At 66.1% G+C, this 24908-nt stretch carries 26 protein-coding genes; 12 read left to right on the top strand and 14 right to left on the bottom strand.

Features of this window, described 5'->3' with window-relative positions; genetic code table 11:
- Positions 1–63: 63 nt before the first annotated feature.
- Genes trpC through trpE form a run of 8 tightly spaced genes read right to left on the bottom strand, consistent with a single transcriptional unit; the run spans position 64 to position 5691 of the window.
- Positions 64–867 carry an indole-3-glycerol phosphate synthase TrpC gene (gene trpC, locus ACODS0_RS09325; protein ID WP_488834479.1) on the bottom strand — a complete coding sequence of 268 codons (804 nt, stop codon included), beginning with the start codon at positions 865–867 and terminating at the stop codon, positions 64–66.
- Positions 857–1021: a hypothetical protein gene (locus ACODS0_RS09320; protein ID WP_488834477.1), complete on the bottom strand. Its 165-nt coding sequence runs from the start codon at positions 1019–1021 to the stop codon at positions 857–859. Before ACODS0_RS09320 ends, trpC begins: the two co-directional genes overlap by 11 nt.
- Positions 1022–1028: 7 nt before the next feature.
- Positions 1029–2066 (bottom strand): anthranilate phosphoribosyltransferase, encoded by a 1038-nt coding sequence (gene trpD, locus ACODS0_RS09315; protein WP_055395612.1) that lies wholly within the window; start codon positions 2064–2066, stop codon positions 1029–1031.
- Between the two features lie 23 nt (positions 2067–2089).
- A complete protein-coding gene (locus ACODS0_RS09310) occupies positions 2090–2755 on the bottom strand; it encodes a LysE family translocator (RefSeq protein WP_488834474.1) in 666 nt (221 codons plus the stop codon).
- An 8-nt stretch (positions 2756–2763) separates the two neighbouring features.
- Positions 2764–3270 carry a DinB family protein gene (locus tag ACODS0_RS09305; RefSeq protein WP_488834472.1) on the bottom strand — a complete coding sequence of 169 codons (507 nt, stop codon included), beginning with the start codon at positions 3268–3270 and terminating at the stop codon, positions 2764–2766.
- Entirely contained in the window at positions 3267–3851 is a 585-nt protein-coding gene (locus ACODS0_RS09300; protein WP_488834470.1) for an aminodeoxychorismate/anthranilate synthase component II, read from the bottom strand. Before ACODS0_RS09300 ends, ACODS0_RS09305 begins: the two co-directional genes overlap by 4 nt.
- Positions 3848–4195 carry a chorismate mutase gene (locus ACODS0_RS09295; RefSeq protein WP_176887331.1) on the bottom strand — a complete coding sequence of 116 codons (348 nt, stop codon included), beginning with the start codon at positions 4193–4195 and terminating at the stop codon, positions 3848–3850. The genes ACODS0_RS09300 and ACODS0_RS09295 overlap by 4 nt, the downstream gene beginning before the upstream one ends.
- Positions 4192–5691: an anthranilate synthase component I gene (gene trpE, locus ACODS0_RS09290; RefSeq protein WP_055395603.1), complete on the bottom strand. Its 1500-nt coding sequence runs from the start codon at positions 5689–5691 to the stop codon at positions 4192–4194. Before trpE ends, ACODS0_RS09295 begins: the two co-directional genes overlap by 4 nt.
- Before the next feature lie 361 nt (positions 5692–6052).
- Here trpE and ACODS0_RS09285 point away from each other — a divergent pair, with 361 nt between their 5' ends.
- Both ACODS0_RS09285 and ACODS0_RS09280 read left to right on the top strand, forming a co-directional pair.
- Positions 6053–6640 carry a chalcone isomerase family protein gene (locus ACODS0_RS09285; protein WP_055395601.1) on the top strand — a complete coding sequence of 196 codons (588 nt, stop codon included), beginning with the start codon at positions 6053–6055 and terminating at the stop codon, positions 6638–6640.
- Positions 6641–6902: 262 nt separating this feature from the next.
- Entirely contained in the window at positions 6903–8552 is a 1650-nt protein-coding gene (locus ACODS0_RS09280; RefSeq protein WP_121421415.1) for a methyl-accepting chemotaxis protein, read from the top strand.
- A gap of 7 nt (positions 8553–8559) precedes the next feature.
- Here ACODS0_RS09280 and gph read toward each other — a convergent pair whose 3' ends face one another.
- The 3 genes from gph to ACODS0_RS09265 all read right to left on the bottom strand — a co-directional run bounded on the left by gph (position 8560) and on the right by ACODS0_RS09265 (position 12115).
- On the bottom strand, positions 8560–9249 hold the full coding sequence (gene gph / locus ACODS0_RS09275; RefSeq protein ID WP_488834467.1) for a phosphoglycolate phosphatase: 690 nt from the start codon (positions 9247–9249) through the stop codon (positions 8560–8562).
- Between the two features lie 101 nt (positions 9250–9350).
- Entirely contained in the window at positions 9351–10874 is a 1524-nt protein-coding gene (locus tag ACODS0_RS09270) for a hypothetical protein (protein WP_488834465.1), read from the bottom strand.
- Between the two features lie 2 nt (positions 10875–10876).
- A complete protein-coding gene (locus ACODS0_RS09265; RefSeq protein ID WP_370641505.1) occupies positions 10877–12115 on the bottom strand; it encodes an SPFH domain-containing protein in 1239 nt (412 codons plus the stop codon).
- Between the two features lie 348 nt (positions 12116–12463).
- Here ACODS0_RS09265 and ACODS0_RS09260 point away from each other — a divergent pair, with 348 nt between their 5' ends.
- The 3 genes from ACODS0_RS09260 (at position 12464) to ACODS0_RS09250 (ending at position 15809) form a co-directional block, all read left to right on the top strand.
- Entirely contained in the window at positions 12464–13162 is a 699-nt protein-coding gene (locus tag ACODS0_RS09260) for a response regulator transcription factor (RefSeq protein WP_487261241.1), read from the top strand.
- Positions 13163–13191: 29 nt separating this feature from the next.
- Entirely contained in the window at positions 13192–15288 is a 2097-nt protein-coding gene (locus tag ACODS0_RS09255) for a sensor histidine kinase (RefSeq protein WP_488834749.1), read from the top strand.
- A gap of 128 nt (positions 15289–15416) precedes the next feature.
- Positions 15417–15809 carry a hypothetical protein gene (locus tag ACODS0_RS09250; RefSeq protein WP_218301452.1) on the top strand — a complete coding sequence of 131 codons (393 nt, stop codon included), beginning with the start codon at positions 15417–15419 and terminating at the stop codon, positions 15807–15809.
- Between the two features lie 68 nt (positions 15810–15877).
- On the opposite strand, the gene rpe is transcribed toward ACODS0_RS09250, so the two are convergent.
- Entirely contained in the window at positions 15878–16558 is a 681-nt protein-coding gene (gene rpe, locus ACODS0_RS09245) for a ribulose-phosphate 3-epimerase (RefSeq protein WP_488834459.1), read from the bottom strand.
- Between the two features lie 88 nt (positions 16559–16646).
- On the opposite strand from rpe, the gene apaG reads away from it, so the two are divergent.
- From apaG to ACODS0_RS09225, 4 genes are all read left to right on the top strand, one after another.
- Positions 16647–17054, top strand: a complete 408-nt coding sequence (apaG, locus tag ACODS0_RS09240; RefSeq protein ID WP_121421421.1) for a Co2+/Mg2+ efflux protein ApaG — start codon at positions 16647–16649, stop codon at positions 17052–17054.
- A gap of 166 nt (positions 17055–17220) precedes the next feature.
- The gene (locus ACODS0_RS09235; RefSeq protein ID WP_488834456.1) at positions 17221–19236 is read left to right on the top strand and encodes a site-specific recombinase; all 2016 of its coding nucleotides are present in this window, start codon (positions 17221–17223) and stop codon (positions 19234–19236) included.
- Between the two features lie 161 nt (positions 19237–19397).
- Complete coding sequence (locus ACODS0_RS09230; RefSeq protein ID WP_121508332.1) at positions 19398–20657, top strand: cation:proton antiporter; 1260 nt, start codon at positions 19398–19400, stop codon at positions 20655–20657.
- Positions 20647–21771 (top strand): YbdK family carboxylate-amine ligase, encoded by a 1125-nt coding sequence (locus tag ACODS0_RS09225; RefSeq protein ID WP_055395579.1) that lies wholly within the window; start codon positions 20647–20649, stop codon positions 21769–21771. Before ACODS0_RS09230 ends, ACODS0_RS09225 begins: the two co-directional genes overlap by 11 nt.
- Before the next feature lie 21 nt (positions 21772–21792).
- On the opposite strand, the gene ACODS0_RS09220 is transcribed toward ACODS0_RS09225, so the two are convergent.
- Together ACODS0_RS09220 and ACODS0_RS09215 are read right to left on the bottom strand one after the other, a co-directional pair.
- The gene (locus ACODS0_RS09220) at positions 21793–22191 is read right to left on the bottom strand and encodes a tautomerase family protein (RefSeq protein WP_121508331.1); all 399 of its coding nucleotides are present in this window, start codon (positions 22189–22191) and stop codon (positions 21793–21795) included.
- Complete coding sequence (locus tag ACODS0_RS09215) at positions 22173–22403, bottom strand: hypothetical protein (protein WP_055395575.1); 231 nt, start codon at positions 22401–22403, stop codon at positions 22173–22175. Before ACODS0_RS09215 ends, ACODS0_RS09220 begins: the two co-directional genes overlap by 19 nt.
- Positions 22404–22560: 157 nt before the next feature.
- On the opposite strand from ACODS0_RS09215, the gene ACODS0_RS09210 reads away from it, so the two are divergent.
- The 3 genes from ACODS0_RS09210 (at position 22561) to ACODS0_RS09200 (ending at position 24828) form a co-directional block, all read left to right on the top strand.
- A complete protein-coding gene (locus ACODS0_RS09210) occupies positions 22561–23469 on the top strand; it encodes a LysR family transcriptional regulator (RefSeq protein ID WP_488834452.1) in 909 nt (302 codons plus the stop codon).
- A 45-nt stretch (positions 23470–23514) separates the two neighbouring features.
- Complete coding sequence (thiL, locus tag ACODS0_RS09205; RefSeq protein ID WP_488834451.1) at positions 23515–24498, top strand: thiamine-phosphate kinase; 984 nt, start codon at positions 23515–23517, stop codon at positions 24496–24498.
- A 126-nt stretch (positions 24499–24624) separates the two neighbouring features.
- A complete protein-coding gene (locus ACODS0_RS09200) occupies positions 24625–24828 on the top strand; it encodes a YgaP family membrane protein (RefSeq protein ID WP_010466405.1) in 204 nt (67 codons plus the stop codon).
- Positions 24829–24908: the final 80 nt, after the last annotated feature.

Below are 24908 nucleotides of genomic sequence, written 5' to 3'. Positions count from 1 at the left end.
AATGGCTTTCCACGCGCTATGGACAAGCGCCACGAGCTCTCAAAACAATAGCAAACGATCCTCTCAGGCAAACAGCTTGGCGAGCGCCAGGCCCGGGTCATCCGCCCGCATGAAGGCCTCGCCCACCAGGAAGGCGTGCACGCCCGCATCGCGCATGGTCTTTACATCGGCAGGCTTGAGGATGCCCGATTCGGTGACCAGCAAGCGGTCCGCAGGCACATCCTTGAGCATGCCCAGGGTGGTGTCCAGCGTGACTTCAAACGTGCGCAGGTTGCGGTTGTTGATGCCCACCAGCGGGGTTTTGAGCTTGAGCGCGCGCTCCAGTTCGGCGCGGTCATGCACCTCCACCAGCACGGCCATGTCCAGGCTGCGGGCAATGGCCTCGAAGTCGGCCATCTGGGCGTCGTCCAGGCTGGCGGCGATCAGCAGGATGGCATCGGCTCCCATGGCCCGCGATTCGTAGATCTGGTACGCATCGACCATGAAATCCTTGCGCAGCACCGGCAGCAAGGTGCTGGCGCGGGCCTGCTTGAGGTAGTCGGGCTGGCCCTGAAAGAACTGCCGGTCGGTCAGCACCGACAGGCAGGCCGCGCTGACCTTGCCATCGCCTTCCATGTAGCTCTGGGCGATGTCGGCGGGCTCGAAGTTGGCACGCAGCACGCCCTTGCTGGGGCTGGCCTTCTTGATCTCGGCAATCACCGCCGCCTGGCCCTTGGCGATCTTGGCGCGCAGCGCGCCTTCAAAGTCGCGGGTGAGTACACGGCTCTCGGCGTCGGCGCGCATGGCTTCAAAGGACAGGCGCTTTTTGGCGGCGGCCACTTCTTCGTGCTTGACGGCGACGATTTTGTTGAGGATGTCACTGCTCATGGTGCGCGGCCTTTGGGTTGTCGGTTTCGGTGTCGTCGGGCTCAGGGGAGCCCTGTTTCAGAATTTTGGTGAACATGCGGTGCATCAAGAACCCGGCCACGATGAAAAGGGCAGAGATGCCCAGTGCAATCCAGGTGCCAGGGTCGCGCCACATGGCCGTGTCAGGCCGCCGTGGCCAGCGCGTGCGTGCGCGTGACCACCTGCTCCAGCTTGGCCAGCGCGGCGCCCGACGCAATCACGGCACGGGCCTTGGCCAAGCCTGCGGGCACCGAATCGACCACATTGGCGGCATACAGTGCCACGCCCGCGTTCAGGCACACGATGTCTTGCGCGGCGCCAGGCTCGCCCTTGAGCACGCCGATCAGCATCTCTCGCGACTGCTCGGGCGTCTCAACCTTGAGCGCGCGATTGCTCGCCATCGGCAGGCCAAAGTCCTCGGGGTGGATTTCGTACTCGGTGATCTGGCCGTTTTTCAACTCACCCACCAAAGTGGCAGCGCCCAAGCTGACTTCGTCCATGCCATCACGGCCGTACACCACCAGCGCGTGCTCGGCGCCCAGGCGCTGCAGCGCGCGTACCTGGATACCGACGAGGTCGGGGTGGAACACGCCCATCAGGATGTTGGGCGCACCGGCCGGGTTGGTCAGCGGGCCCAGGATGTTGAAGATGGTGCGCACGCCGAGTTCCTTGCGCACCGGGGCCACGTTCTTCATGGCGGGGTGGTGGTTGGGCGCGAACATGAAGCCGATGCCGACTTCAGCGATGCACTGGGCGATCTGCTCGGGTTTGAGGTTGATGTGGATGCCCAGGGCCTCCATCACATCGGCGCTGCCGCTTTTGCTGGATACGCCGCGCCCGCCATGTTTGCTGACCTTGGCGCCCGCTGCGGCGGCCACGAACATCGAGCAGGTGGAGATGTTGAAGGTGTTGGCACCGTCGCCGCCCGTGCCCACGATGTCCACCATGTGGGTCGCGTCCTTGACGTGCACCTTGGTACTGAACTCGCGCATCACCTGCGCGGCGGCGGTGATCTCGCCAATGGTTTCCTTCTTCACGCGCAGGCCGGTGATGATGGCTGCGGTCATGACGGGCGACAGCTCGCCATTCATGATGAGGCGCATCAGGTGCAGCATCTCGTCGTGAAAGATTTCGCGGTGCTCGATGGTGCGCTGCAGCGCTTCCTGGGGGGTGATGGGCATGACGGTGTCTCCTGGGGTGGCGGTCAGGCCGCCGGTTGATCTGTAAAGGCCAGCTTGAGTCCGAAGCCGATGAACATGGCGCCCGCCACGCGGTCCAGCCAGTGCATGCCGCGCTGGATCACCGTGGCGCGTCGCGCCATCCATGATGCCGCCAGCGCCCAGCCCACATTGACGGGGATGGCGTTCACGTTGAACAGCACGCCCAGCAGCACAAAGGCCAGCGCCTTGTTGTCGGTGCCCGGCGCGATGAACTGCGGCACAAAGGCCAGGAAGAAGATGGCGACCTTGGGGTTGAGCACATTGGTCCAGAAGCCCCCCAGGAACACCTTGCGAAGCGGCGTGTGCGGCGCAGGGGCCGCCTGCGCAGCTGCCAGCGCTGCGCTGTTACCACCATCAGCACCGGGCTTGGACAACAGCATGCGCACGCCCATCCACATCAGGTAGGCCGCGCCGATCCACTTGAGCACCGTGAACGCCGTGGCCGAGGTGGCCAGCAGCGCGCCCACACCCACGGCGGCCGCAAAGATGTGCACGAAGCACCCGGCCGTGATGCCCAGCCCCGCAACGATGCCCGCGCGTGTGCCGGAACGCAGCGCGTTGGTAACGATGTAGAGCACATCGGGCCCGGGCGTGAGGTTGAGCAGCCAGCCTGCCGCGATGAACATGAGCAGTTGATGAAGTTCGGGCATGGGTGTGTCTACCAGCGTCGGTCAGGTTCCAGGCGGTGCAGGAAGGTCGTCAGCGAATCGCGCGGAGGCTGCACCGCATGCGCGGCCAGGATGCGCCCCGCCGCCCCCCGGTGGTACGTGCCATGCACAACCAAGTGGTTCAGGATCTCGCTGCGCGACATGCGCCCCGTGTCGCCGTCGGTGAAGCGGAACGCCACCGGTTCGGCCAGCTGCGCATCATCCAGCCCGCCCACGTACTGCACATACCAGTCGTCCGACGCGCGCACGGTATCGCTCAGGGTTGCCAGCTCCGGCGTTTCATCGGTGTTGGTGGCCCGGTAGGTGGTCTGGGGCAGGCCCTGCAGGTGGCTGGCAAAGATGCGGTCCACCACGTAGGTGTGGTTCAGGATGCGCACAAACAGACGGTAGTCGTCGGCAGGCAGCGCGCCCTGCGATGCCGCGCCCAGTGCCAGCAGTTCCTGGTTGGCCCACCGCTTGTACTGGAAAAGCTGGGCCAGGCCCTGGTGGGCTGTCATGCGCGCTGCTCCAGAAAGTTCTTGAGCATGGCGTGACCGTGTTCGGTGAGGATGCTTTCGGGATGGAACTGCACGCCTTCGATGGGCAGCGTCTTGTGGCGCACGCCCATGATTTCGCCGTCGTCGGTCCAGGCGGTCACTTCGAGCACATCCGGGCACGTGGCGCGCTCGATGGCGAGGGAGTGGTAGCGGTTGACGGTGAACTGCTCGGGCAGCCCGGCAAACACGCCCTTTTGCGTGGTGGTGATGACGCTGGTCTTACCGTGCATCAGCTCCTGCGCGCGGATGATGTTGCCGCCGAAGGCCGCGCCGATGCTCTGGTGGCCCAGGCACACCCCCAGGATGGGCAGCTTGCCGGCAAAGTGCTTGATCGCTGCCACCGAGATACCGGCCTCTGCAGGTGAGCACGGCCCGGGCGAGATGACCAGGCGGTCAAGCTGGCCCGCGTTCAGGCGCGCCTCGACCTCGGCCACGGTGATCTCGTCGTTGCGGAACACCTCGACCTCGGCGCCCAGTTCACCAAAGTACTGGACGATGTTGTAGGTAAAGCTGTCGTAGTTATCGACCATCAAGAGTTTCATGCGGCGCTCCCGGCAGTGGCGGGCTCGCGCAGGCGGGCGAACTCGCGGTGTTCATAGGCAATGCAGACTTCCATGAGGCTGCGGTAGATGGCTTCGATCACGTCGGCATCGCCGCCTTCGGCCTGGGCACGTTCGCGCACACGGTCCACGATGGCCTGGATGCGCGCTTCGTCGCGCACCTGTTCCACGCCTTGCTTGATGCGGGCGGCCTGGGTCATGTAGCCCACGCGCTCCACCAACAGGGGCACCAGCACGTCGTCCAGCGCGTTCACTTCGCGGCGCACGTCCTGCATGGTGGTGCAGGCCTTCACTTTGGCGATGGCCTTGGGGTCACGGATCGTCATTCCAGGCCCTCCTCAACCAGTTCGGCGGCGCGCAGCAGCGCGCGGGCCTTGTGCTCGGTCTCTTTCCATTCCAGCTCGGGCACCGAATCGGCCACCACACCGGCAGCCGCCTGCACGTAGAGCGTGCCGTTTTTGATGATGCCAGTGCGGATCGCAATGGCCACGTCCATGTCGCCCGCGTAGCTCAGGTAGCCGCAGGCGCCGCCGTAAAGGCCGCGCTTGGTGGGTTCCAGCTGGTCGATGAGTTCCATGGCGTGCACCTTGGGCGCGCCGGTGAGCGTGCCTGCCGGGAAGGTGGCCTTGAGCACGTCCATGCTGGTCATGCCATCGTGCAGGATGCCTTCCACGTTGCTCACGATGTGCATTACGTGGCTGTAGCGCTCCACCGCAAAGGCTTCGGTCACCTTGACGGTGCCGGTTTTGGCGATGCGGCCGATGTCGTTGCGCGCCAGGTCGATCAGCATCACGTGCTCGGCGCGTTCCTTGGGATCGTTGATGAGTTCGACCTCGGTGGCCTTGTCCTTCTCGGGCGTGGCGCCACGCGGGCGAGTGCCGGCCAGGGGGCGGATGGTGACCTTGGTGCCCTCGTCGGTCTTCTCCTGGCGCACCAGGATCTCGGGGCTGGCGCCCACCACATGGAAGTCGCCAAAGTCGTAGAAGTACATGTACGGCGACGGGTTCAGCGAACGCAGCGCGCGGTACAGGCTCAGGGGGCTTTCGGTGTAGCGCTTGTGGATGCGCTGGCCCACCTGCACCTGCATGAAGTCACCCGCAGCAATCAGCTCCTTGGCGCGGTTCACAGCGGCCAGGTAGTCGGCCTTGGCAAAGTCGCGCTGGGCGGGGTGGCTTTCGGTGGCCTTGACCACGGGGGCACTCACCGAATACTTGAGCTGCTCTTTCAGCTCGCGCAGGCGCTTCTTGGCGCGGGTGTAGGCCTCAGGCTGGGCCGGGTCGGCGTAGACGATGAGGTAGAGCTTGCCCGAGAGGTTGTCGATGACCGCCAGTTCTTCGCACTGCAGCAACAGGATGTCGGGGCACCCCAGGGTGTCGGGCGGGCAGGTGGTCTCCAGCTTCTTTTCGATGTAGCGCACCGCGTCGTAGCCAAAGTAGCCCGCTAGGCCGCCACAAAAGCGCGGCAGGCCGGGGCGCAGCGCCACCTTGAACCGCTTTTGGTATGCCTCAATGAAGTCGAGCGGATTGCCCTGGGCGGTTTCGACCACCTGGCCGTCCGTCACGACCTCGGTTTTGGCCTGCGCCCCAAAGCCGCTGGCCCGCAGCAGCGTGCGTGCGGGCAGGCCGATGAAACTGTAGCGCCCGAAGCGCTCGCCACCCACCACGGATTCGAGCAGGAAGCTGTGCTTGCCCCCGTCCTTGGTGTGCGCCAGCTTCAGGTACAACGAGAGCGGGGTTTCCAGGTCCGCAAAGGCCTCGACCATGAGCGGAATGCGGTTGTAGCCTTCGCTGGCCAGGCTTTTGAATTCAAGTTCTGTGATCACGGGGAGGGCTCCCAGCTGTCGCAGCGCGTGTCCCTGTCAATGAAAAAGGGGCGCTGCGGTCCATTCAATCGGCCTCACCGCATCGGGGTGGAGGCCACGGGTGCACGCTGGGGCTGCTGCCCAGGTGCCATCAGGCGTTCAAAGCGACAGGCTGACGCCAGGGCCAGGCTCCCCGGTCGCTGCAACCTGTGATGAACACGTGGTGAATGAACATGGGCCAAAGTGTAGCAAAGCTTTTTTCAGGGCCAGAGTTGACGACTCTCAAGGCGAGATCGCACAACCACTCGAAAACCCTGTTGCGGCCCGGCAGGAGCACTGCAACAATTTGAAACGAACGACCGTTCTTTTTTAGGAGTTGCGCATGAAGTTTCTCCAGCGATGTGCCGCAGCAGCCGTGGCCTGCCTGTTGGCGGCCGGTGCTATTGCCCAGCCCATCACCGTGGCCGACGTCAAGTATGAAGAGACGAGCAGCCTGAGTGGCAGCAGCCTTCAGCTCAATGGCGCAGGGGTTCGCTACAAGGCCGTGTTCAAGGTGTACACCGCAGGCCTGTACCTTGAAAAGAAGGCCTCGACTCCCGCTGAAATCATGGCCCTGAAGGGCCCCAAGCGCATGAGCATCACCATGCTGCGCGAGATCGACTCCACCGAGCTGGGCAAGCTGTTCTCGCGCGGCATGGAGGACAACATGGACCGCGCAGCGTTCTCCAAGCTCATCCCGGGCGTGCTGCGCATGAGCCAGATCTTCTCGGACCACAAGAAGCTGCAGGCGGGCGACCAGTTCATGATCGACTGGATACCAGGTACCGGCACGGTGATCACGGTCAAGGGCAAGCCCCAGGGCGAGCCTTTCAAGGAGCCGGAGTTCTTCAACGCGCTGCTGGGCATCTGGCTGGGCAATGTGCCCGCCGACTGGAAGCTCAAGGACGCCCTTCTGGGCAAGCCTGCGTAACCCCCTGGGACAAACCCCGAGGCACTTCCGCCCGGGGCTGTCCCGCGCCCGACAGACGCGCTCCCTACTCGGGAGTAGCCTTTGGACCAACGAGCACACCCGCCCCTCACTGACGAAACAACGGCCTCTTGCTGCGCGCACCCCGCAGTCACTGATGCCACGGCCTGAACCGAGTTTTTCGCGCTACCCGCGCCCCGCAACGAGCCGTCTGTAACGCCCCCAATTTTCTGCCCCCAGATACCTTTTTGCGCCAGACCCCACCATGAAACTCAGCAACCTTTCCGTCGGCCTGCGCCTGGGCGCGTCGTTCGGTGCCATCCTGCTCATCACCGCGTTGATTGCCGCCACCGGCATGTGGCGCATCGCGAGCCTGCAAGGCGCCAGCGAACGCGTGGCCACCCAGGAGATCGAGCAGCAGACCCTGGTGGAGAACTGGGCGTCAGACATCCGCCTGAACTGGGTGCGCACCGAGGCCTTCCTCAAGGCCATTGACCGCGACTACATGGAAAAGCTCACGGCCGACACGCAGGCCACAGCCAAAGGCATCGAGGGCAAGGTCCAGCGCATCGAAGGCCTGGTACAGGGAGACAAGAACCGTGCGCAACTGGCCACCATTGCCGCCGCCAGCAAGGCCTACAACGACAAGCTCGCCGAGATCCGCGAACTGCACCGTGGCGGCGAGCCCAATGTGCCCACGCTGGTGGACAAGGACTTGCGCCCTCTGGCGGACAAGTACCTCCAATCCCTCGACGACCTGCGCACTGCCATGGCCGCGCAGCTGGCCGACAGCCAGGGCGACACCAGCACGCTGGCCAAGGCCAGCCAGGTGTTGCTGGGCGTGGGCACACTGATAGCCGTGGCACTGGGGGCGCTATTGGCCTTCACCGTCACACGCTCCATCGTGCAACCTGTGCAGCGGGGCAAGCAGGCGGCAGAGAGCATTGCCGATGGCGACCTGACCCACCCCATCGAAGCCAGCGGCAATGACGAAACCGGCCAACTGCTGCAGGCGCTGGCCACCATGCAATCGCGCCTGGCCACCATCGTCGGCAATGTGCGCCACAACGCAGAAGGCGTGGCCACAGCCAGCGTCGAAATTGCATCCGGCAACAACGACCTCTCGGCACGCACGGAACAGCAAGCCTCAGCCTTGCAGCAGACCGCCGCATCCATGGAAGAACTTGGCTCCACGGTGCGCCAGAACGCCGACAACGCGCGCACGGCCAATCAGCTCGCCATGAGCGCATCCACCGTGGCCCAACAGGGAGGCGATGTGGTGGCCGAAGTGGTCGAGACCATGAAGGGCATCAACGACAGCAGCCGCAAGATCGCCGACATCATCAGCGTCATCGACGGCATCGCCTTCCAGACCAACATCCTGGCCCTGAATGCTGCCGTGGAGGCTGCGCGCGCGGGCGAACAGGGGCGCGGCTTTGCCGTGGTGGCAGGGGAAGTGCGCAGCCTCGCGGGTCGCAGCGCTGAAGCCGCCAAGGAGATCAAGGGCCTGATCGGCACCAGCGTGGAGCGCGTGGAGCGCGGCACAGCCCTGGTGGACAAGGCCGGCGCCACCATGAGCGAAGTGGTTGCATCGATCCGCCGCGTGACGGAGATCATGGGCGAGATCAGCGCAGCCAGCAGCGAACAGAGTCAGGGTGTCTCGCAGGTGGGCGAAGCCATCACGCAGATGGACCAGGCCACGCAGCAGAACGCGGCCCTGGTAGAGCAAAGCGCAGCAGCGGCCGACAGCCTCAAGACACAGGCGGGGCAGCTGGTGGATGCGGTGGCGGTTTTCCGCCTCTCAGCCAACACCACCCGCCACGGCGATGCAACGCCCGCCCCCGTGCGCGGCAGCAGCATCAGCGCATCGCGGCTGGACTACCGCGCCGTGGCGCCACGCCAGTTACCCGCCTGAGATCGGCTCAGGTCAGCTGCGCCAGCGAATCCACAAAACCGTCGGCATCCACGGCCCGAACGGGCGCGCCGTGGTTGTAGCCGTAGGTGACCAGCACCACGGGGCACCCGGCCGCGCGGGCAGCCTGCGCGTCGTTGCTGGAATCGCCCAGCATCAGCGTGCGCGCGGGGGCAGTGCCCAGCGCTTCGCAGGTCTTGAGGAGGGGCAGAGGATCGGGCTTCTTGCGCTCGAAGGCGTCACCGCCAAACACTTTCTCGAAATACCCGTCGAGGCCCTTGGACTTCAGAAGCGGCAGCGCAAAGTCCGTGGGTTTGTTGGTCAGGCAGGCCAGGCGCAGCCCCCGGGCATGCAGCGCCTTCAGACCGTCCTCTACACCCCGGTAAACCCCTGCAAACTGGCCGTTGATGTCCAGGTAGTGGCGCTGGTAGCTGGCCCAGGCTGCAGGATAGTATGCTTCGCTTTTTATAGCATCTTGCGCAATACCATCAAGCGCCAGAACGTGTTTTAGCACTGATCGCAGCAAATGCTCCGAGCCTTTGCCCACCATGTGTTCGATGTGCAGGGCCTCGATGGCCGGCAGAGCCAGCTCACGGAGCATGCGATTGATCGCCTCGTTGAAATCCCCCATGGTGTCCACCATGGTGCCGTCCAGGTCCACGATGACGGCATCTACACGGGACAGCAGAGAAGACAACATGGGGTCAGCGGCGTGGGACATAAGGCAGAAAGACGGAAGAGGAAAAAGTTGCCCAAGTTTAAGGAACCGATGAAGCCTTCTTCCTCCCGCCCACCCTGCATTCAGCGCAAGCTCAGCGTCTGCAGCTTCCACGCAGGGTCTTGCCAACGCTGGAACAAAGGCAGCGCTGCTACATCGCCCGTGACCCGCTCAGTGGTCAGGCCGTCCAACCGCACCACCTCAAAGCTCTTGCGGTAGCGCCCCTGGCCGCGCGCCTCGCGTGCCACCAGCATCTGCTGGCCGCCAGGCACCCATCCGGCCCACTCGGCCACGCCGGTTTCTGGCGTGGTGGCCGCTGGCGGCAGCACATCGGCGAGCCAGCCGCCTTCGGTCTTGCGCAGCACCCACAGCTCGCGCCAGCCTTCCAGGGGTTGCACGGCCAAGGCCACCGCCGTGCCTTCGCGGTTGGTGCTGGCCGACGCAGACCAGACCACGCCATAGGTGCAACGGCGCAGCAGCGGGGCCTGGGCCGTGTGCTGGGCATCCACCAGCAGCACACAGGTTTCACCGGGAGCGCCGGGCTCGGTCACCAGGGTCGGGCGGGCTGCTTTGGATGGGGCCGCTGGCGCGGTGGTGGGCACCAGTGCCCAGCGCACCGCACTCACGCGCATGGCAGCGTCGTTGTAGGCGCTCTGGTCTTCATCGGGCAGGTCGGCCTTGCTCACGCCGGCGAACTCGGTCAGCGCGCGCGCAGCAGCGGCAGCCACCGCTGGATCTGCAACATTTTTGCGCGCCTGCTCGAAAGCCGTGGCGCCCCACACGCTGGCGCGGCGCATCTGTACGCGGTTGCGCAGGTAGGGCGGCAAGCCGGCAACGTCCACACGCTCCAGCACATCGACCTGCCAGGCGTGCACCTTGGCGCGTTCGTGGGCTGGCAGGTCGGGGTTGATGCACTCTGGCCGCGTCAGCGCCAGGGCGGCGCGGGCGCGCTGGGCGGCATCGGCCACCGGCATGGCCAGCACGCGGCGAAAGGCTTCGCCGTCATAGCAAACCTGCATGCGGCCCTCCACCTCATAGGTGGAAAAACGCACGCCGTAGGCATTGGCCACATCCAGGTGCGCGGACAGCGTGGCCCCCGAGGCCTTGCCCGGCACGGCCACCGAGGCGCGGCGTGCAAGCCGGTCGGCGAACGTGCCCAGCGCATCAAAAGCCTGTGCGCCCTCGACACCCGCCAGCAGCTGGCCGGGAGCCGCCTGCAGGTAGGCGGCGGTGAGGCCAATCCCCAGCGCCTCAGCACCCGGCGTGTCTTGCATGAAACGCAGCACAGCCAGCAACGCGGGGCCTTCGGCCTCGGTCAGTGCCATGCGGCGCACATCGCTGGCGCGGATGAAGCCGCCGCGCTCACGCTTGTGGTCCCACACCTGCAGGTAATCCAGGCGCTCGCCGCGCACCTCCAGCACCTCGCCCTGCCACAGGCTGGCCTGCTGCTGGGCGCCATCGCGCGGCGCGGCACGCAGGCTGGCCTGGTCCTGCACCACGATGGCACTGCCCAGGGTATTGACCGAAGCAGGAGGCACGGCGGCAGAGGCCACCGTGACTGCAGCGCTGGCGACCGCTGCAATGAAGGTCAAGGTCGTGAGATTCATGTTCACTGCTCCACAGCCTGGACGGTGGAGGTGTCGTCGGCCACGCCCGCAGCCTGCACGACACCGGCTTGCGCATTGCGGTTGCCGCCCAGCAGCGCCGCGCCGATGAAATCACCGTTGGTCGGAGGCGGCGCGATGATGACCTGGATCTTGTCGGAGAGCTTGTCGGCCAGCGTCTTCTGGATGAGCAGCGGATGCTTGGTGACCAGCGCTCCTTCGCGCGCCATCTGCTCGGCGTTCACCTTGCCAATGCGGTCCATGCGGTAGGCCTCGGCCTCAGCCAACTTCTGGCGGGCATCCGCCTCGCCGTTGGCTTCGATGCGGCGGGCCTGGGCGCTGCCCTCGGCGGCCTTGATGCGCGATACCTTTTCGGCCTCGGCCTCCAGCTGGCGCTGCTCGATCTGGCGCTGCTTGAAGGGCAGCACATGTTTCATCGCCTCTTCCTGGGCGCGGGCGGCGATCACCTGCTCGCGGGCCGCAGCTTCAGCAGCCACCTCGCGGCGCACCTTATCTGCATTGGCGTCGAGTTCGGTCTCCTTCACACGCTTGTCTTTCAGCTCCAGCGTGTAGCGCATCTTCTCGGAAGCCAGTTCCTCGGCCAGCAGGCTGTCCATGCCGCGGCGGTACTCGGCGGGCAGGTCCACCTTGCCGATCTGCACGTGGCGCAGCAGCACGCCATCGGCGGCCAGGCGCGTGCGCAGCTCGGTCTCGATGATTTGTGCGATCTCGGCACGCTTGGACGAGAAAATTTCACGCACGGTGTAGCGGGCAAACACCTTGTAGACCAACCCCTGCACGGCAGGTGCCACGATGTCGGCGTCCACATCATCGGGCAGGCGGCCAGCCTTGACGGTTTCGGAGGACGGATCGAGTGCGTAGCGCACGCTCAGGTCAAGCCCGAACGACAATCCTTCCACCGATTGCAAGGGTGCGCTGCCATTGGCCTGGCGCATGGCTTCAGGGCGGTAGCTCTGGTCCCGCAGAGAGAAGATGCGCACGCTGTGCAGGCCCGGAACCACCCACATGCTGCCATCACGCCACTGGCTCACCGAACCGGTGAACTGGTTCATGCGGACCGCCAGCTCCCCCTGGCCCAGCTGCTGCACCGGCGGGTGGCGAAGCACAAGGCCCCCTGCACCGACCACCACGGCACCGGCCACCATCCAGCGCACCGTGCTGGCCGTGGGCAGCAGGTACGCCCAGTGGATGCGCCCTGCGTCCACGTCTGCGGATGCTGGCATGACAGCTTCCGTCTGCGAAGGTGCCGCGTCTTGCGGCCATTCGCCGCTGGCGTCCAGCGGGCGGGGGGCGGCATTGCGCCCACGCAGGGCTTGCACGATGCGGTTCCAGGCGGTTTTCATGGTGGTTCTCTCTCTCGGTAGGGTGAAGTTGTTGTCTGCGTCTGAGCCGTCCGATCGGGCTGCTCATTGGGGACTGATTCTTCGGATTCACCCCGGAAGCAACAACGCAGCGCGCACCCCAAAGCCCTCACACCCACCGCACAACCCCTCCGGACCCGGAAGAAACCTTCACACCGGGCAAGCAAGGCGCCCCGGATAATCGACGCACCCTTACTCCGCGCCCCGCCCATGACCCGCATTGCCGTGATCGAAGACGACCTGCCCACCAGCAACCAGCTGGCGGGCTGGATTGCCAGTGCGAAGAGCGGCATCGTGATTGACCAGTGGTTCACGCGCGACGACGCCGAAGCCGCCCTGGCGCGCGAGCACTACGACGCCGTGGTCCTTGACATCGAACTGGGCCGTGAGCGCCATGCGGGCGTGGCGCTCATCAACGCCATCAACAAGCGCCGCCAGGGCACACCGGTGCTGGTGGTGTCGGCCATGCCTGCGGCCATCTACCGCAGCATCATGAAGGCGCTGGACGCGTGGGACTACCTGCAAAAGACCACGTTCGAGGAGGCCGACTTCATCGAGACCTTTCTCGACATCCTGCGCACCACGCAGGCACAGACTCCGACCCGCACAGCACCCGCCCCGGTGGACGATGCGCTGGTGCTGGACCCGCTGTGGCAGCGCTCCCCCACCTGGCGCGGCGAGCGCATCAACCTGCCGCTGACGGCCCAGCGCATCCTGGCCACGCTGCACCAGCGCAGTGGCGAGGTGGTGTCGTACGACGAACTTTTTGAGGTGGTGAAAAGCGGGCGCAACCGCGACAACGTGCGCAAGCACGTCAGCACCATCCGCGAGGCCCTGCGCGAGGTGGACCCCAGCTTTGAAGGCATTGAGAACGTGCCCATGCGCGGCTTTCGCTGGACTGGCAAGTGAAGCGTCTGCTCCGCCACCCCACGCTGGAAATGCCCCGCCTGGGCCTGCCCGCCTTTCGGTTGCGGATTCTGGTGCGCAGCGTGTTTGTGCTGCTGGCGCTGGCCACCGTCGCGCTGAGCGTGGTGCTGCTCAAGGAAGAAAAGGAGCGTGGCTGGCAGAGCTACCAGCACGGCTTCGCGCGCAGCCAGTCCGAGGTCATGGCCCGTCTGCGCCACCCCTCTGGGCAGTTGGCTTTGCTCAATGCTGGCAACCGTGGCGCCGCCCCCGCGCCGCTGGCGCCCCTGCTGCTGCCCTATGCGGCGCTAGATTTCGACGACCAAAACAAGGCCCAGCAGGCCGTGGAAATGGCAGGCTGCGCGGTGCAGTACCCCGACGGTTCGTCGGTCTGCGCGGCCATCGGCAACAACCCCTATGCCGGGGGCTTCATTTACCTGGTGGGCAGCTTCTACGCGGGCGAGCTGGTGCCCCGAGAACGTGGCGCACTGGATGTGCAGGCCGTGCACCGCGCCCGCATCACCCTGGACATGCGCGGCGCTACCTACCGCTGGGTGGCGCCTTTTGAAGCACTGCCACCCCAGGGCACGATCAGCACCCGGGGCCGCCTGACAGGATTCGTGGACAGCGGAGAAGAGTCCCTAGATGCCCGGGCGCGGCCAGTGCGAGATTTTCGCGGCTGGCTCTGGCAGAACGGCCAGTGCCGGGATCTGGCGGGCGCCGTGCCCGATTGCCTGCGCCGCACCTTCTACTCCATCCGCCTGCCGGTGGAGCTGTTCCGCGAAGCGCTGTTTGACAAGCAGCGCCTGGTCTGGCCGCCACAGGATCTTGGCAACATGCGCGTGCGGGTGGAAATGCTGGCGCCTGGCACGGGCGCGGCGCTGTTCGACAGCAATGCCCCCGGTGCCCAGGCTGCGGCTTCGCTGGCGGAGGTGGCGCGCACCCTGCTGCCCGGCGAACAGGTGCAGATCCGCAAGCTGGGCACGAGCGACAGCGAAGCGATCACGCTCAAGGGTTCCGAAGTGCAGGCAGACCCGTCGGCGCCCTGGCTGCTGCGCCTTATCAGCTGGCTGCCGCTGGAGTGGCAAGCCGCTGGCGATCATCAGGCGCAGCCGGTACCGGCCGGCCTCGACATTCTGGACACCCCGGCGGGCAACTATGCCGTCACCTTTACCGGCAACCTGCGCGGCGTGGAGCAGGGCCTTGCCGCCGTGGCCACCCGCATGTCGTGGTACCTGGGCGCCATGCTCGCGGCCATCGCGCTGGCCTGGCTGGTGGTGGAGGTGGGCCTCATCCGCCGCGTGACCGCCCTCACCCGCCGCGCGGCAGCGGTTTCGTACAACGTGCAGGACGGGCACATCGGCCCCCGCCTGGGCGACCTGGACGTGTCGGACCTGCGCGGATCGGACGAGCTGGGCATTCTGGCTGGCGGCCTGGCCGACCTGCTCCAGCGTGTGAAGGACGATATCCAGCGCGAACAGTTGCGCGCCCAGCAGGAGCGCGACATGTGGCATGCCGTGGGGCACGAGATCATGTCCCCCTTGCAATCGCTCATGGTGCTGCACGGCAGCGCCGACGACCCGGGCCACCGCTACATCCAGCGCATGCAACAGGCCGTGCATGTGCTGTATGGCACGGCCTCCCCTGCAGAGGCCTTGCAGGCGGCCGACGTGCCGCAGGGTCGGCTGGACCTGGATGCCTTCCTGCGCCACGTGGCCAACAACGCGCACTTTGCAGGCATCGACAACGTGGTCTATGAAGGAGGGGCGGGCCCGGTCATCGTTCGGGCGGACGAATTTGCATTGGAAGACGTGGTGACCCACATCCTGCGCAATGCTGACCGCTACCGCCCGCCGGGCACGGCCATCACGCTGACGCTGGCGGCCTCCGAGTCGACTGCCAGCGCCACGCTGCGCAACCAGGGTGTCACCATTGCCGAGGATCTGCTGGGGCGCATCTTTGAGCTGGGGGTGTCCGACCCCAGCCTTCCCATGCCCGACGGCGAGAGCGGGCACCGGGGCCAGGGCCTGTTCGTGGCCAAGACCTACATGGCCAAGATGGGTGGCACGATCAACGCGCGCAATACGGCCGACGGCGTGGCCTTCGTCCTGACTTTTCAGCGCCTGGGCTGACCAGGCCCGAAACGCGCGCCCCGCGCACGGCAGGGGGCGGCACTGTCCGACAGGGGCGCGCAGCAGGGGGGCCTACCCTGCAGGCATACGTTCAGACCACCGTCTGCGATTGCCCCAGGAGCCCTTTCATGAACCGCATTCCCTTTGCCACCCCCCTCTTCACCGCCGCCTTGTTGCTGGCATGCGCGGGTGTATCCGCACAAACGCCGCCTCAGGATGCGCGGGCACGCTATGAGCAGGAGCGGGAAAAGTGCATGACCAACAACACCCAGGACAGTCTGGCCACCTGCCTGCGCGAGGCCAACAACGCGCTGGATGCTTCGCGCAAGGGCGATCTGAGCAACCCTGGAGCCGCCGCAAACGACAACGCCACACAGCGTTGTGCTGCGTTCCAGACGGCTGCCGACCAGGCTGATTGCATGCGCCGTGTGCAAAGCAGCCCGGCGAGTGGCTCGGTGTCCGGCGGCGGCGTGTTGCGTGAATCGACCACCACGACGATCACCGTCCCTGCGCAACAATAACCAAGCTCCAGGAAGGCGTGGTCTGTGAAAACGGCCACCGCGCAAAGTCTGCGCAGCGGCTCAGGAGATCACTCCAGTTCTGCGCGCATCGCGTCGATAACGCCTTGGTAGTCCGGCTTGCCAAAGATGGCGCTGCCCGCGACAAAGGTGTCAGCACCCGCATCGGCCACGCGGCGGATGTTGTCGGTCTTGATGCCGCCATCCACTTCCAGGCGGATGTCCTTGCCCGAGGCGTCGATGCGCTTGCGCACAGCTTCGATCTTGCGCAGGGCCGAGTCGATGAAGCTCTGGCCGCCAAAGCCGGGGTTCACGCTCATGATGAGGATGAGGTCGATGTCGTCGATTACCCAGTCGAGAACGTCCAGCGGCTCCGCCGGATTGAACACCAGGCCGGGCTTGACGCCCTTGGAACGGATGGCCTGGATGCTGCGGTGCACATGGCCCGAGGCGTCGGGGTGAAAGCTGATGTAGTCCGCCCCCGCGTCGGCAAACGCGGCGGCCAGGGCGTCCACCGGCTGGATCATCAGGTGCACATCGATCGGTACGGCCACACCGGCGGCGGTCTTGGCATGGGGCTTGAGCGCCTGGCACACCATGGGGCCGAAGGTGAGGTTGGGCACGTAATGGTTGTCCATCACGTCGAAGTGGATCCAGTCTGCGCCAGCGGCAATGACATTGCGCACCTCTTCACCCAGGCGGGCGAAGTCGGCAGAGAGGATGGAGGGGGCGATTCGAAATGTGCGGCTCATCCTCCGATTGTCGCAAAGCGCAGAAGCCCTGGGGTTTTACCCCACGGGCATGCACTTTTTACGAATCTCCACGGTTACCATTCGCCCCATGCCAAAGTACCAGTTTGACGTGGAAGTGCTGCCCGAATACCTGCCCGAGCAGTCTGCGCCGGACACGGGGGTGTTCAGCTTCGCTTACACCATCACCATCACCAATTCCGGGGAAACGCCTGCGCAGCTGATTTCGCGCCACTGGATCATCAGTGACTCCCGGGGCCACACCGAAGAGGTCAAGGGCCTGGGCGTGGTGGGCCACCAGCCGCTGCTCAAGCCGGGCGAATCGTTCCAGTACACCAGCGGTTGCCGGCTTCGCACCTCCAGCGGGACCATGCACGGCACCTTTCACTGCGTGGCCGAAGATGGCGAGCCCTTCAACAGCCCGGTGCCGTTGTTCGTGCTGGAGGCGATCAGCCACGGCCCTTCGGGCGAACCTTTGAGCGGCCGGGTGCTGCATTGAAGCGCTATTGCCCCCAACGCTCCCCACTTCGTGTGGTCGCTGCACCCCGAGGGGACCGCTTTTCATCTTGGGGCGGCCCAGCGATGAAGCGTTACCCCCACGCTCCCCACTCCGGGCGGTCGCTGCCCCCCAAGGGGGCCGCTTTTCATCTTGGGGCGGCCCGGCGATGAAAAACACCCCCCATTCCGACCTGGCCAGCATTCTGGCGGCTCTCGACCCGGCCGCTGACCTGGCCCATCGCCATCTCTGGCTCATCCACCTGCTGGACTGGGTGCGCGGCAAGCGCGATTCGGTGCCTGCCGCTGTGGGCCGGGTGCAGCTTTTGATCGATGCGGTCGCGGCACGGCCCGATCTCCGGCAGCGGCTGCAAGCCTGGTGGGCCACCTTGGTGGGCCAGGTCGATATCACCACCTTGCTGGCCGATTTTGGCTTTGCGCCCCGCACTGCGCTGGTCAGCGAGATGGCGGAACGTCTTCGCACCAAGCTGCTGCCGGGCAGCCCAGAGACCATCGACGCGTCCGAGCTTTTCATGCTGGCGCTGCCCAGCGCTTTTGACGCCCAGTGGCTCGCGGCGCTCGACGAAGCCCAGCTGAACCGGCTGGTGGAGTTGCTGGCTTCCCCGGGTGGCAACAACAGCCCCGGTGGCGCCACGCGCTGGCACCGCGCCCTGCTCGACGCCATCACCTACTGCGCGGGGCAGATTCTCTCGACCGGATTTGCCCCCGAGTTGCGGCTGCGCATGAGCGAATCCGCGCGCGAGGCGCAGCCTTTTCATGCACTGATCCGCGATGTGGAGAGCCTGCGCGTGGAGGTGCTGCATGCGCTGCGCACGCCTGACCGGCTCAACGAGTCGGCCCAGCGCCTGCGCGAGCGCCTGGAGGCCTGCCGCGCGGCGGCGGCCACCGTGTACACGCATTTCGAAGACAACGGCATTTCAGTGGGCCTGGTCTTTCGCCTGCGGCAGCTGCGCGAGCGCATCCTGCGCGTGCGCGAATTGCTCGACTGCCTGCTGTCAGCCCAACCGGCCGTCACGGCGGCGCAGCTCATGGCGCACCTGGTGATGGTGGGACAGGAGCGGCGCAGCCTGCGCGCGTTGCTGGCGTCCAACTCCTCGCTGCTGGCGGCCAAGGTGGCAGAGCGCAGCGCCGAGACGGGCGAGCACTACATCACCCGCACGGGCACCGAATACCGCGCCATGCTGCGCAAGGCGGCGGGCGGCGGTGCCCTGATGGCGTTCACCACGCTGACCAAGTTCGGCCTCCATGCGCTGGCACTGTCGGCGTTCTGGGGCGGATTCATGGCGGGGGTCAACTACGCCGTGAGCTTTGTGCTGATCCAGCTGTTGCATTTCACGGTGGCCACCAAACAACCGGCCATGACGGCGCCGGCCATGGCAGCCAAGCTCAAGGAGCTGGGCTCGGGCGGCGCGATCGAGGCGTTTGTGGACGAGATCACGCACCTGGTGCGCTCCCAGGTGGCTGCCGTGCTGGGCAATGTGCTGGTGGTCTTCCCCGCCGTGCTGGCGCTGGCCACGCTGATTGCCCTGGCCACGGGCGGGCCCGTCATCAGCGTGAAGGAGGCAGAGCATGTGCTCGCATCCTTGCACCTGCTCGGGCCTTCGCTGTTTTTTGCGGCCTTTACCGGGGTGCTGCTGTTTGCATCCAGCATCATTGCGGGCTGGACGGAGAACTGGTTTGTGCTGCACCGCATGGACTCAGCCCTGCACTACAACCCGCGCATCACCGGGCTGCTGGGCGCCGAGCGCGCCGCGCGCTGGGCCCGCTTCCTGCGCGAAAACCTCTCGGGCCTTGCGGCCAATGTCTCGCTGGGTTTCATGCTCGGCCTGGTGCCCGCGTTTGCCGCTTTTTTTGGGCTGGGGCTCGATGTGCGCCACGTCACGCTGTCCACCGGCCAGGTGGCTGCCGCCAGCGCCGCACTGGGCCTGCAGGTGCTGCATTTGCCCGCGTTCTGGTGGGCCGTGGCCTCGCTGCCCTTTCTGGGTGCGCTGAATGTGTCGGTCAGTTTTTATCTGGCCTTCAGCCTCGCGCTGCGCGCGCAAAACGTGAGCGGTGTAGACCGCTCGCGCATCTACGCCGCAATTCGCGCCCGCCTTCGCAGCGCGCCCCTGAGCTTTTTTGTGCCAGCGCGGCAAGCCAGCGTTGGTGTATCGTCGCAGGCCTGACGGCGGGCAACCGCCGCATCTGTCCTACATGGCCGGAATGTTTCCGCCTGTAAATTCGGGGCACCAACGCCCAAGCGCACCCCCTCCCATCTGCGGAGGGCCTGTGCGCGGGCCCTTTCACACCAACGGGCATCGCCCGTCTGACGCAGAGGTTCCATGACATGAACGAAATCCTGACCTTCTGGGCGCAGTGGCTGCGCCCCTCGGCCGGGTTGCCCACGGTGCAATGGTCGCTGCTGCTGGCCGTGGCCGCCATGGCGGGCTATCTCACGCAGCGCCACACCGGACTGCCCAAGGTGCTCGGCTATTCACTGGTAGGCACCGCCGCCGGGCTGGCGGGCTTCAGCGGTGCCGTGTGGCCGCTGCAAGGCATTGGCCTGTTCCTGCTGGAGCTGGGCATTGCCCTGGTGCTCTTTGAATGTGGTGGCCGCATTCCGCTGCGCTGGTTCCGCCACAACCCCATGGTGCTGGTGCAGAGCATTGCCGAATCGGTGCTGACCTATTTCGCCGTGTACTGGGTGCTGGTGTGGCTGAACCTGCCCACCCAGGTGGCCGGCCCGCTGGCCCTGGTGGCGCTCGCGGCTTCACCCGCCGTGCTCACGCGCGTGGTGGCCGACACCCGCGCCGCCGGGCCCGTGACGGAACGCGCCATCGTGCTCACCACGCTGTCCACGCTGTACGCGCTCACCCTCGGCAGCGCCAAGGCGGAGCTGCTCAACCGGCAGAGCGTGACCGTGCTCGAAACGATCTCGCCCGTGGTGGTGGTGCTGGGGGTTTCGATCATCGTGGCGGCTGTGCTGGCGCTGGTGCTGCGCATGGCGCTGCGGGTGATGAGCCCCACGAGCGAAAACACTTCCATGCTCTTCCTGGCCCTGGTAGCCGCAGGCACGGCCGTGGCCGCACATATGGGCGGCTCTGCGCCGCTGGCGGCGCTGCTCGGCGGCATGCTGCTGAAGCAACTCAACCCGCGCCCCTGGGCCTGGCCCCGCCAGCTGGGCAATGCGTCGTCACTGCTCACCATGCTGATGTTTGTGCTGGTCTCTACGGTGGCGGCGCAGGCCGACTGGAGCGCCCCGGTGGCCGGCGTGGTGCTGGCCCTGATTGCCGTGCGCCTGGTGGCCAAGGCCACCGGCGTGGCACTGGGCAACGTGGGCAGCGGTGCGAGCTGGAAGCAGGCGCTGTGGGTGGGCTGCGCGATGACACCGATGTCGTCCATCGCACTCTTGATCGCCTCGCAGTTCGTGCTGGCCTCGCCTTCCACCGGCCATGTGATTGCCGGTGTGGCGCTGCCGGCCATCTTGCTGATGGAGGTGCTGGGCGCCGTGATTGCCACCGTGGCCATTTACCGTGCGGGCGAAAGCTCCAAACCCTGGGCGCCATTGACCCGCAGCAACAACGGAGAAAACAGCCGTGAGTCTTGAAGCCTTCAACCATTCCGAACCGCTGACGCTGGGTGTTGAGCTGGAGCTGCAGCTCGTCAACACCAACGACTACGACCTGGCCCCCTATGCCGAGGACATGCTGCGCCTCATGAAGAAAACCCCGCTGCCCGGCAGCGTGGTGCCCGAGATGACGAACAGCATGATCGAGATATCGACCGGGATCTGCCACTCGGCCAGCGAGGTGCTGGGCCAGCTCACGCCCATCCGCGATGCGCTGGTCAAAAGCGCTGACAAGCTCAACATCGCCGTGGTGGGCGGCGGCACGCACCCCTTCCAGCAGTGGCACGAGCGGCGCATCTACGACAAGCCGCGTTTTCGTGAGCTGTCCGAGCTGTATGGCTACCTGTCCAAGCAGTTCACCATCTTCGGCCAGCACGTGCACATCGGCTGCCCCGACGCGAACGCCGCGCTGCTCATGCTGCACCGCATGTCGCGCTACATCCCTCACTTCATCGCACTGTCGGCATCGAGCCCCTATGTGCAGGGCCAGGATACGGCCTTCGACTCGGCACGCCTGAACTCGGTGTTTGCGTTTCCGCTGTCAGGCCGCGCCCCCATGGCCCTGACCTGGGATGACTTCACGGTTTACTTCGACAAGATGACGCGCACCGGCGTGGTCAAGAGCATGAAGGACTTCTACTGGGACATTCGCCCCAAACCCGAGTTCGGCACCATCGAGATCCGCGTGTTCGACACGCCACTGACCATTGAGCGCGCTGCCGCACTCGCGGGCTACGTGCAGTCGCTGGGCGCATGGTTTCTGGCCGACCAGCCCTTCATGCCCGCCGAAGACGACTACCTTGTGTACACCTACAACCGCTTCCAGGCCTGCCGTTTTGGCATGGATGCGGTGTATGTAGACCCGGCTACGGGCGACCACATGCCGCTGCGCGAGCACATCCTCAAGACCATGGACAAGATCGCCGGACACGCCGCCGTGCAAGGCGCATCAAGCGCCATGCACATGCTGCGCACTGAGGCGGAGGCGGGCCAGAACGACGCGCGCTGGCTGCGCGAGCGCCAACGCGAAGAGCAATTGCTGGCCGAGGTCAGCCGCCAGGCAGCGCAGCGCTTTCGCGGCGCACCAGCCTGAGCGCGCCTCGCACCCGCACCTTCACGCCGCCAGCGCCAGCTTGCGCGCCTGCTGCGTGCGCCCGCCATAGCCCCAGTCGCTGGCGGGCAGCTCCCGCACCACCACGTAGCTGGCCGTGGCCAGCGCGCCGTCACCGGCCAGCTGGCGCTGCAGTTCAGCAAATGCGGCCTGGATGAAGGCGGCCTTCTCTTCCCGTGTGTTCGTACCCTCTGTGATGCTGATCTCCAGCAGTGCCGTGGGCTGCTCGATGGGCGCACCGCCGATGTGCCAACGCGCGGCGGGCAGGTCGTCGATGACCACCGCCGTCACCTCGCGGCGCTTGCCCAGCAGGTCCACGGTCAGGTCGGTCAGCGCGCTGGCCAGCTGCCGGTAGCGCTCGGGGTTTTGTAGCGGGGCGAGTTTCAGAACAAGGGTTGGCATGGTGTTTTCAGCTCCGGGGTGGAAGGATTCATGGGCGCAGCTTCAGTGCGCGCGAGGTGGAAAGCCCGGCGGACCATGCGCAGGAACCCACGCGCCACCCAGGTGTGGGCTTCGCGAATCGCGTCCTGCCGCAGCTGCAGCGCGTGGCGCTTGGCCTCGTCGCGCAGTCGCTGGTAGTCATCGGGGTGCAGGTGCTGTGGGTACATGCTCATTTTCTTTCAGGGTGAAGCCACTGTAGGCAGCACCGGGCACGGCGGAAACCGCCTGCGCTGCAAGGCCGTTTTGCACAGATTGCAAGGGGCCTGTGCGCGCATCGAGCGCGACGATTCGTGCAGAGGCTCCCCGGCCCCCCGCCGTTACCATTGCCCGATGCGCGATATCCGCTTTGAAGACATGCACCTGTTCGTGCGCGTGACCGATCTGGGCTCGCTCTCGGCGGTAGCGCGCGAGCGCGATGCGCCGGTGAGCCAGGTCTCGCGCACGCTGGCGCGCATCGAGAAAGCCTGCGGCGCACGGCTGCTGCACCGCACGACCCACGGCCTCACTCCCACACCCGAGGGGCTGACCTTTCTGGACTACTGCCGCCGCATCACCGGCACGCTCGACGAGCTGGAGGGCGAGTTCGCCCAGCAAAGTGGCCAGCCCAGCGGCTGGGTGCGAGTGGCGTCCAGCTCGGTGGTGGCCGAACACCTGCTGATCCCCAGCTTCGACAGCCTGCAGCACAAGCACCCGCAACTGCGTGTGGAACTGGTAGTGGACGACCGCATGGCCGACATGGCGCGCGATGGCATCGACATCGCCATCCGCACCGGCCCGCCGCTGACCGACACCGTGGTGGCGCGCCCGCTGGGCACGCTGGCACGCGCGCTGTACGCCACACCCGGCTACCTGCAGACACACGGCGTGCCCCAGCGCCCCGACGATCTGCGCCAGCACCGGCTCATCACCAACAGCGCGATGGCGTTTCTGAACCACTGGCCTTTCCAGATCAATGGCGAACCGCGGGTGCTGGTGGCCGAGGGCCACTGGCGCTCGGGCAGCACGGCCATCACCGCGCGTTTGGCGCTCCAAGGCCTGGGCATTGCGCGCCTGGCCACGGTGGTGGCTGAGCCCCTGGTGCGCCAGGGCCTGCTGGCGCCGGTGCTGGCCGACTGCGTGGACCTGCAGCCCAGCCCCATCCATGCCATCACACTCACCCGCAGGCACCGGCTGCCCAAGATCCAGGCCTGCATCGACCATTGGGCGCAGTGGTTTTCCACCGCAGAGCCGACCGACTGAGCGGGTTCGCGCCGTTTTCTTCCTCCGATTCTTTAGGACCGCACCGTGGGTGAATTCGACCTGATTGCACATTACTTCACGCGCCCCGCGCGCCCGGGCGGTGCCGTGGCCCTGGGCGTGGGCGACGACTGCGCGCTGCTCGCGCCCACACCCGGCATGCAGCTGGCCATCTCCAGCGACATGCTGGTAGAGGGCCGCCACTTCTTCGCAGACGTGGACCCGGAAGCCCTGGGCCACAAGGCGCTGGCCGTGAACCTGTCGGACCTGGCGGCCTGTGGAGCGCGCCCGCTGGCGTTTACCCTGGCCTTGTCACTACCCCGGGTGGATGAGGCCTGGCTGGAAGGCTTCTCGCGCGGGATGTGGACGCTGGCCGATGCCCACGGCTGCGAGCTGGTGGGCGGCGACACCACGCAGGGCCCGCTCAATATCTGCATCACCGTGTTTGGCGAGGTGCCCCCCCGCCAGGCCCTGCTGCGCAGCGGTGCGCGGCCCGGCGACGACATCTACGTGAGCGGCAACTTGGGCGACGCCCGCCTGGCGTTGGAGGCCCTGCTGGGCCACACCCCCCTGCCCGCCGACATGCTGGCCCGCGCGCGCCAGCGGCTGGAGCGCCCCACCCCGCGTGTGGCCCTGGGCCTGGCCCTGCGCGGCGTGGCCAGCAGCGCCATGGATGTGAGCGACGGGCTGCTGGGCGACCTGTCGCACATCCTCAAGGCCTCAGGCGTAGGGGCCCGGATCGACACGCACATCACTTCAAAACTGATAGCTGCTAGCGCTTATCCATCAAGCGCTAGCAGCCTATTTGATGCTGAATTTATCCACCAATGCACGCTGGCAGGCGGCGATGACTACGAGTTGGCCTTCACCGCCCCGCCCACGCAGCGTGACGCGGTGGCCGCCGCGTCGCATGCAAGCAGCACGCCCGTCGCCCGCATCGGCACGGTGCTGGTCACACCTGGACTGCAACTGGTGGATGCACAGGGCCAACCGGTAGACAAGGGCTACGCCTCGTTTGACCATTTCCGGTAACGGGCAGCCGTGACTGGCCGCGACTTTTTTTCGCAAACCATGAATCCTTTTGCGATACCCGCAGCTCTTGGTGGTGGAGGCGCCCTGTGTTGGCACCTCCTTCAACCGACCAAGGAGCCCATTCCCATGCTGTACCGCAAAAACATCACCCGTCCCGAAAGCCTGCTGCGCGTTGTCGGGGGCGTCGCCCTCATCGCTGCGGGCCTGTGGTGGCTGGCCGCATCGCCCCTGGGCCTGGCACTGGCCGCCTCGGGCGTTGGCAGCATCCTGAGCGGCGCATTTGGCTACTGCCCCGCCTGCGCCATGGTGGGCCGCAAGCCTGTCGAATGACATGAAACAACACCCCCTGAGTCGCTTCGCGCCTTCACCCCCTGCTCTCATGCTGTGCGTGGGCAGGGGGACGCAGCCAG

The organism is Acidovorax sp. FG60 (assembly GCF_057808995.1).
The sequence above is the reverse complement of the archived record's forward strand: the minus strand, read 5'-3'. Positions and strand labels throughout refer to the sequence as shown.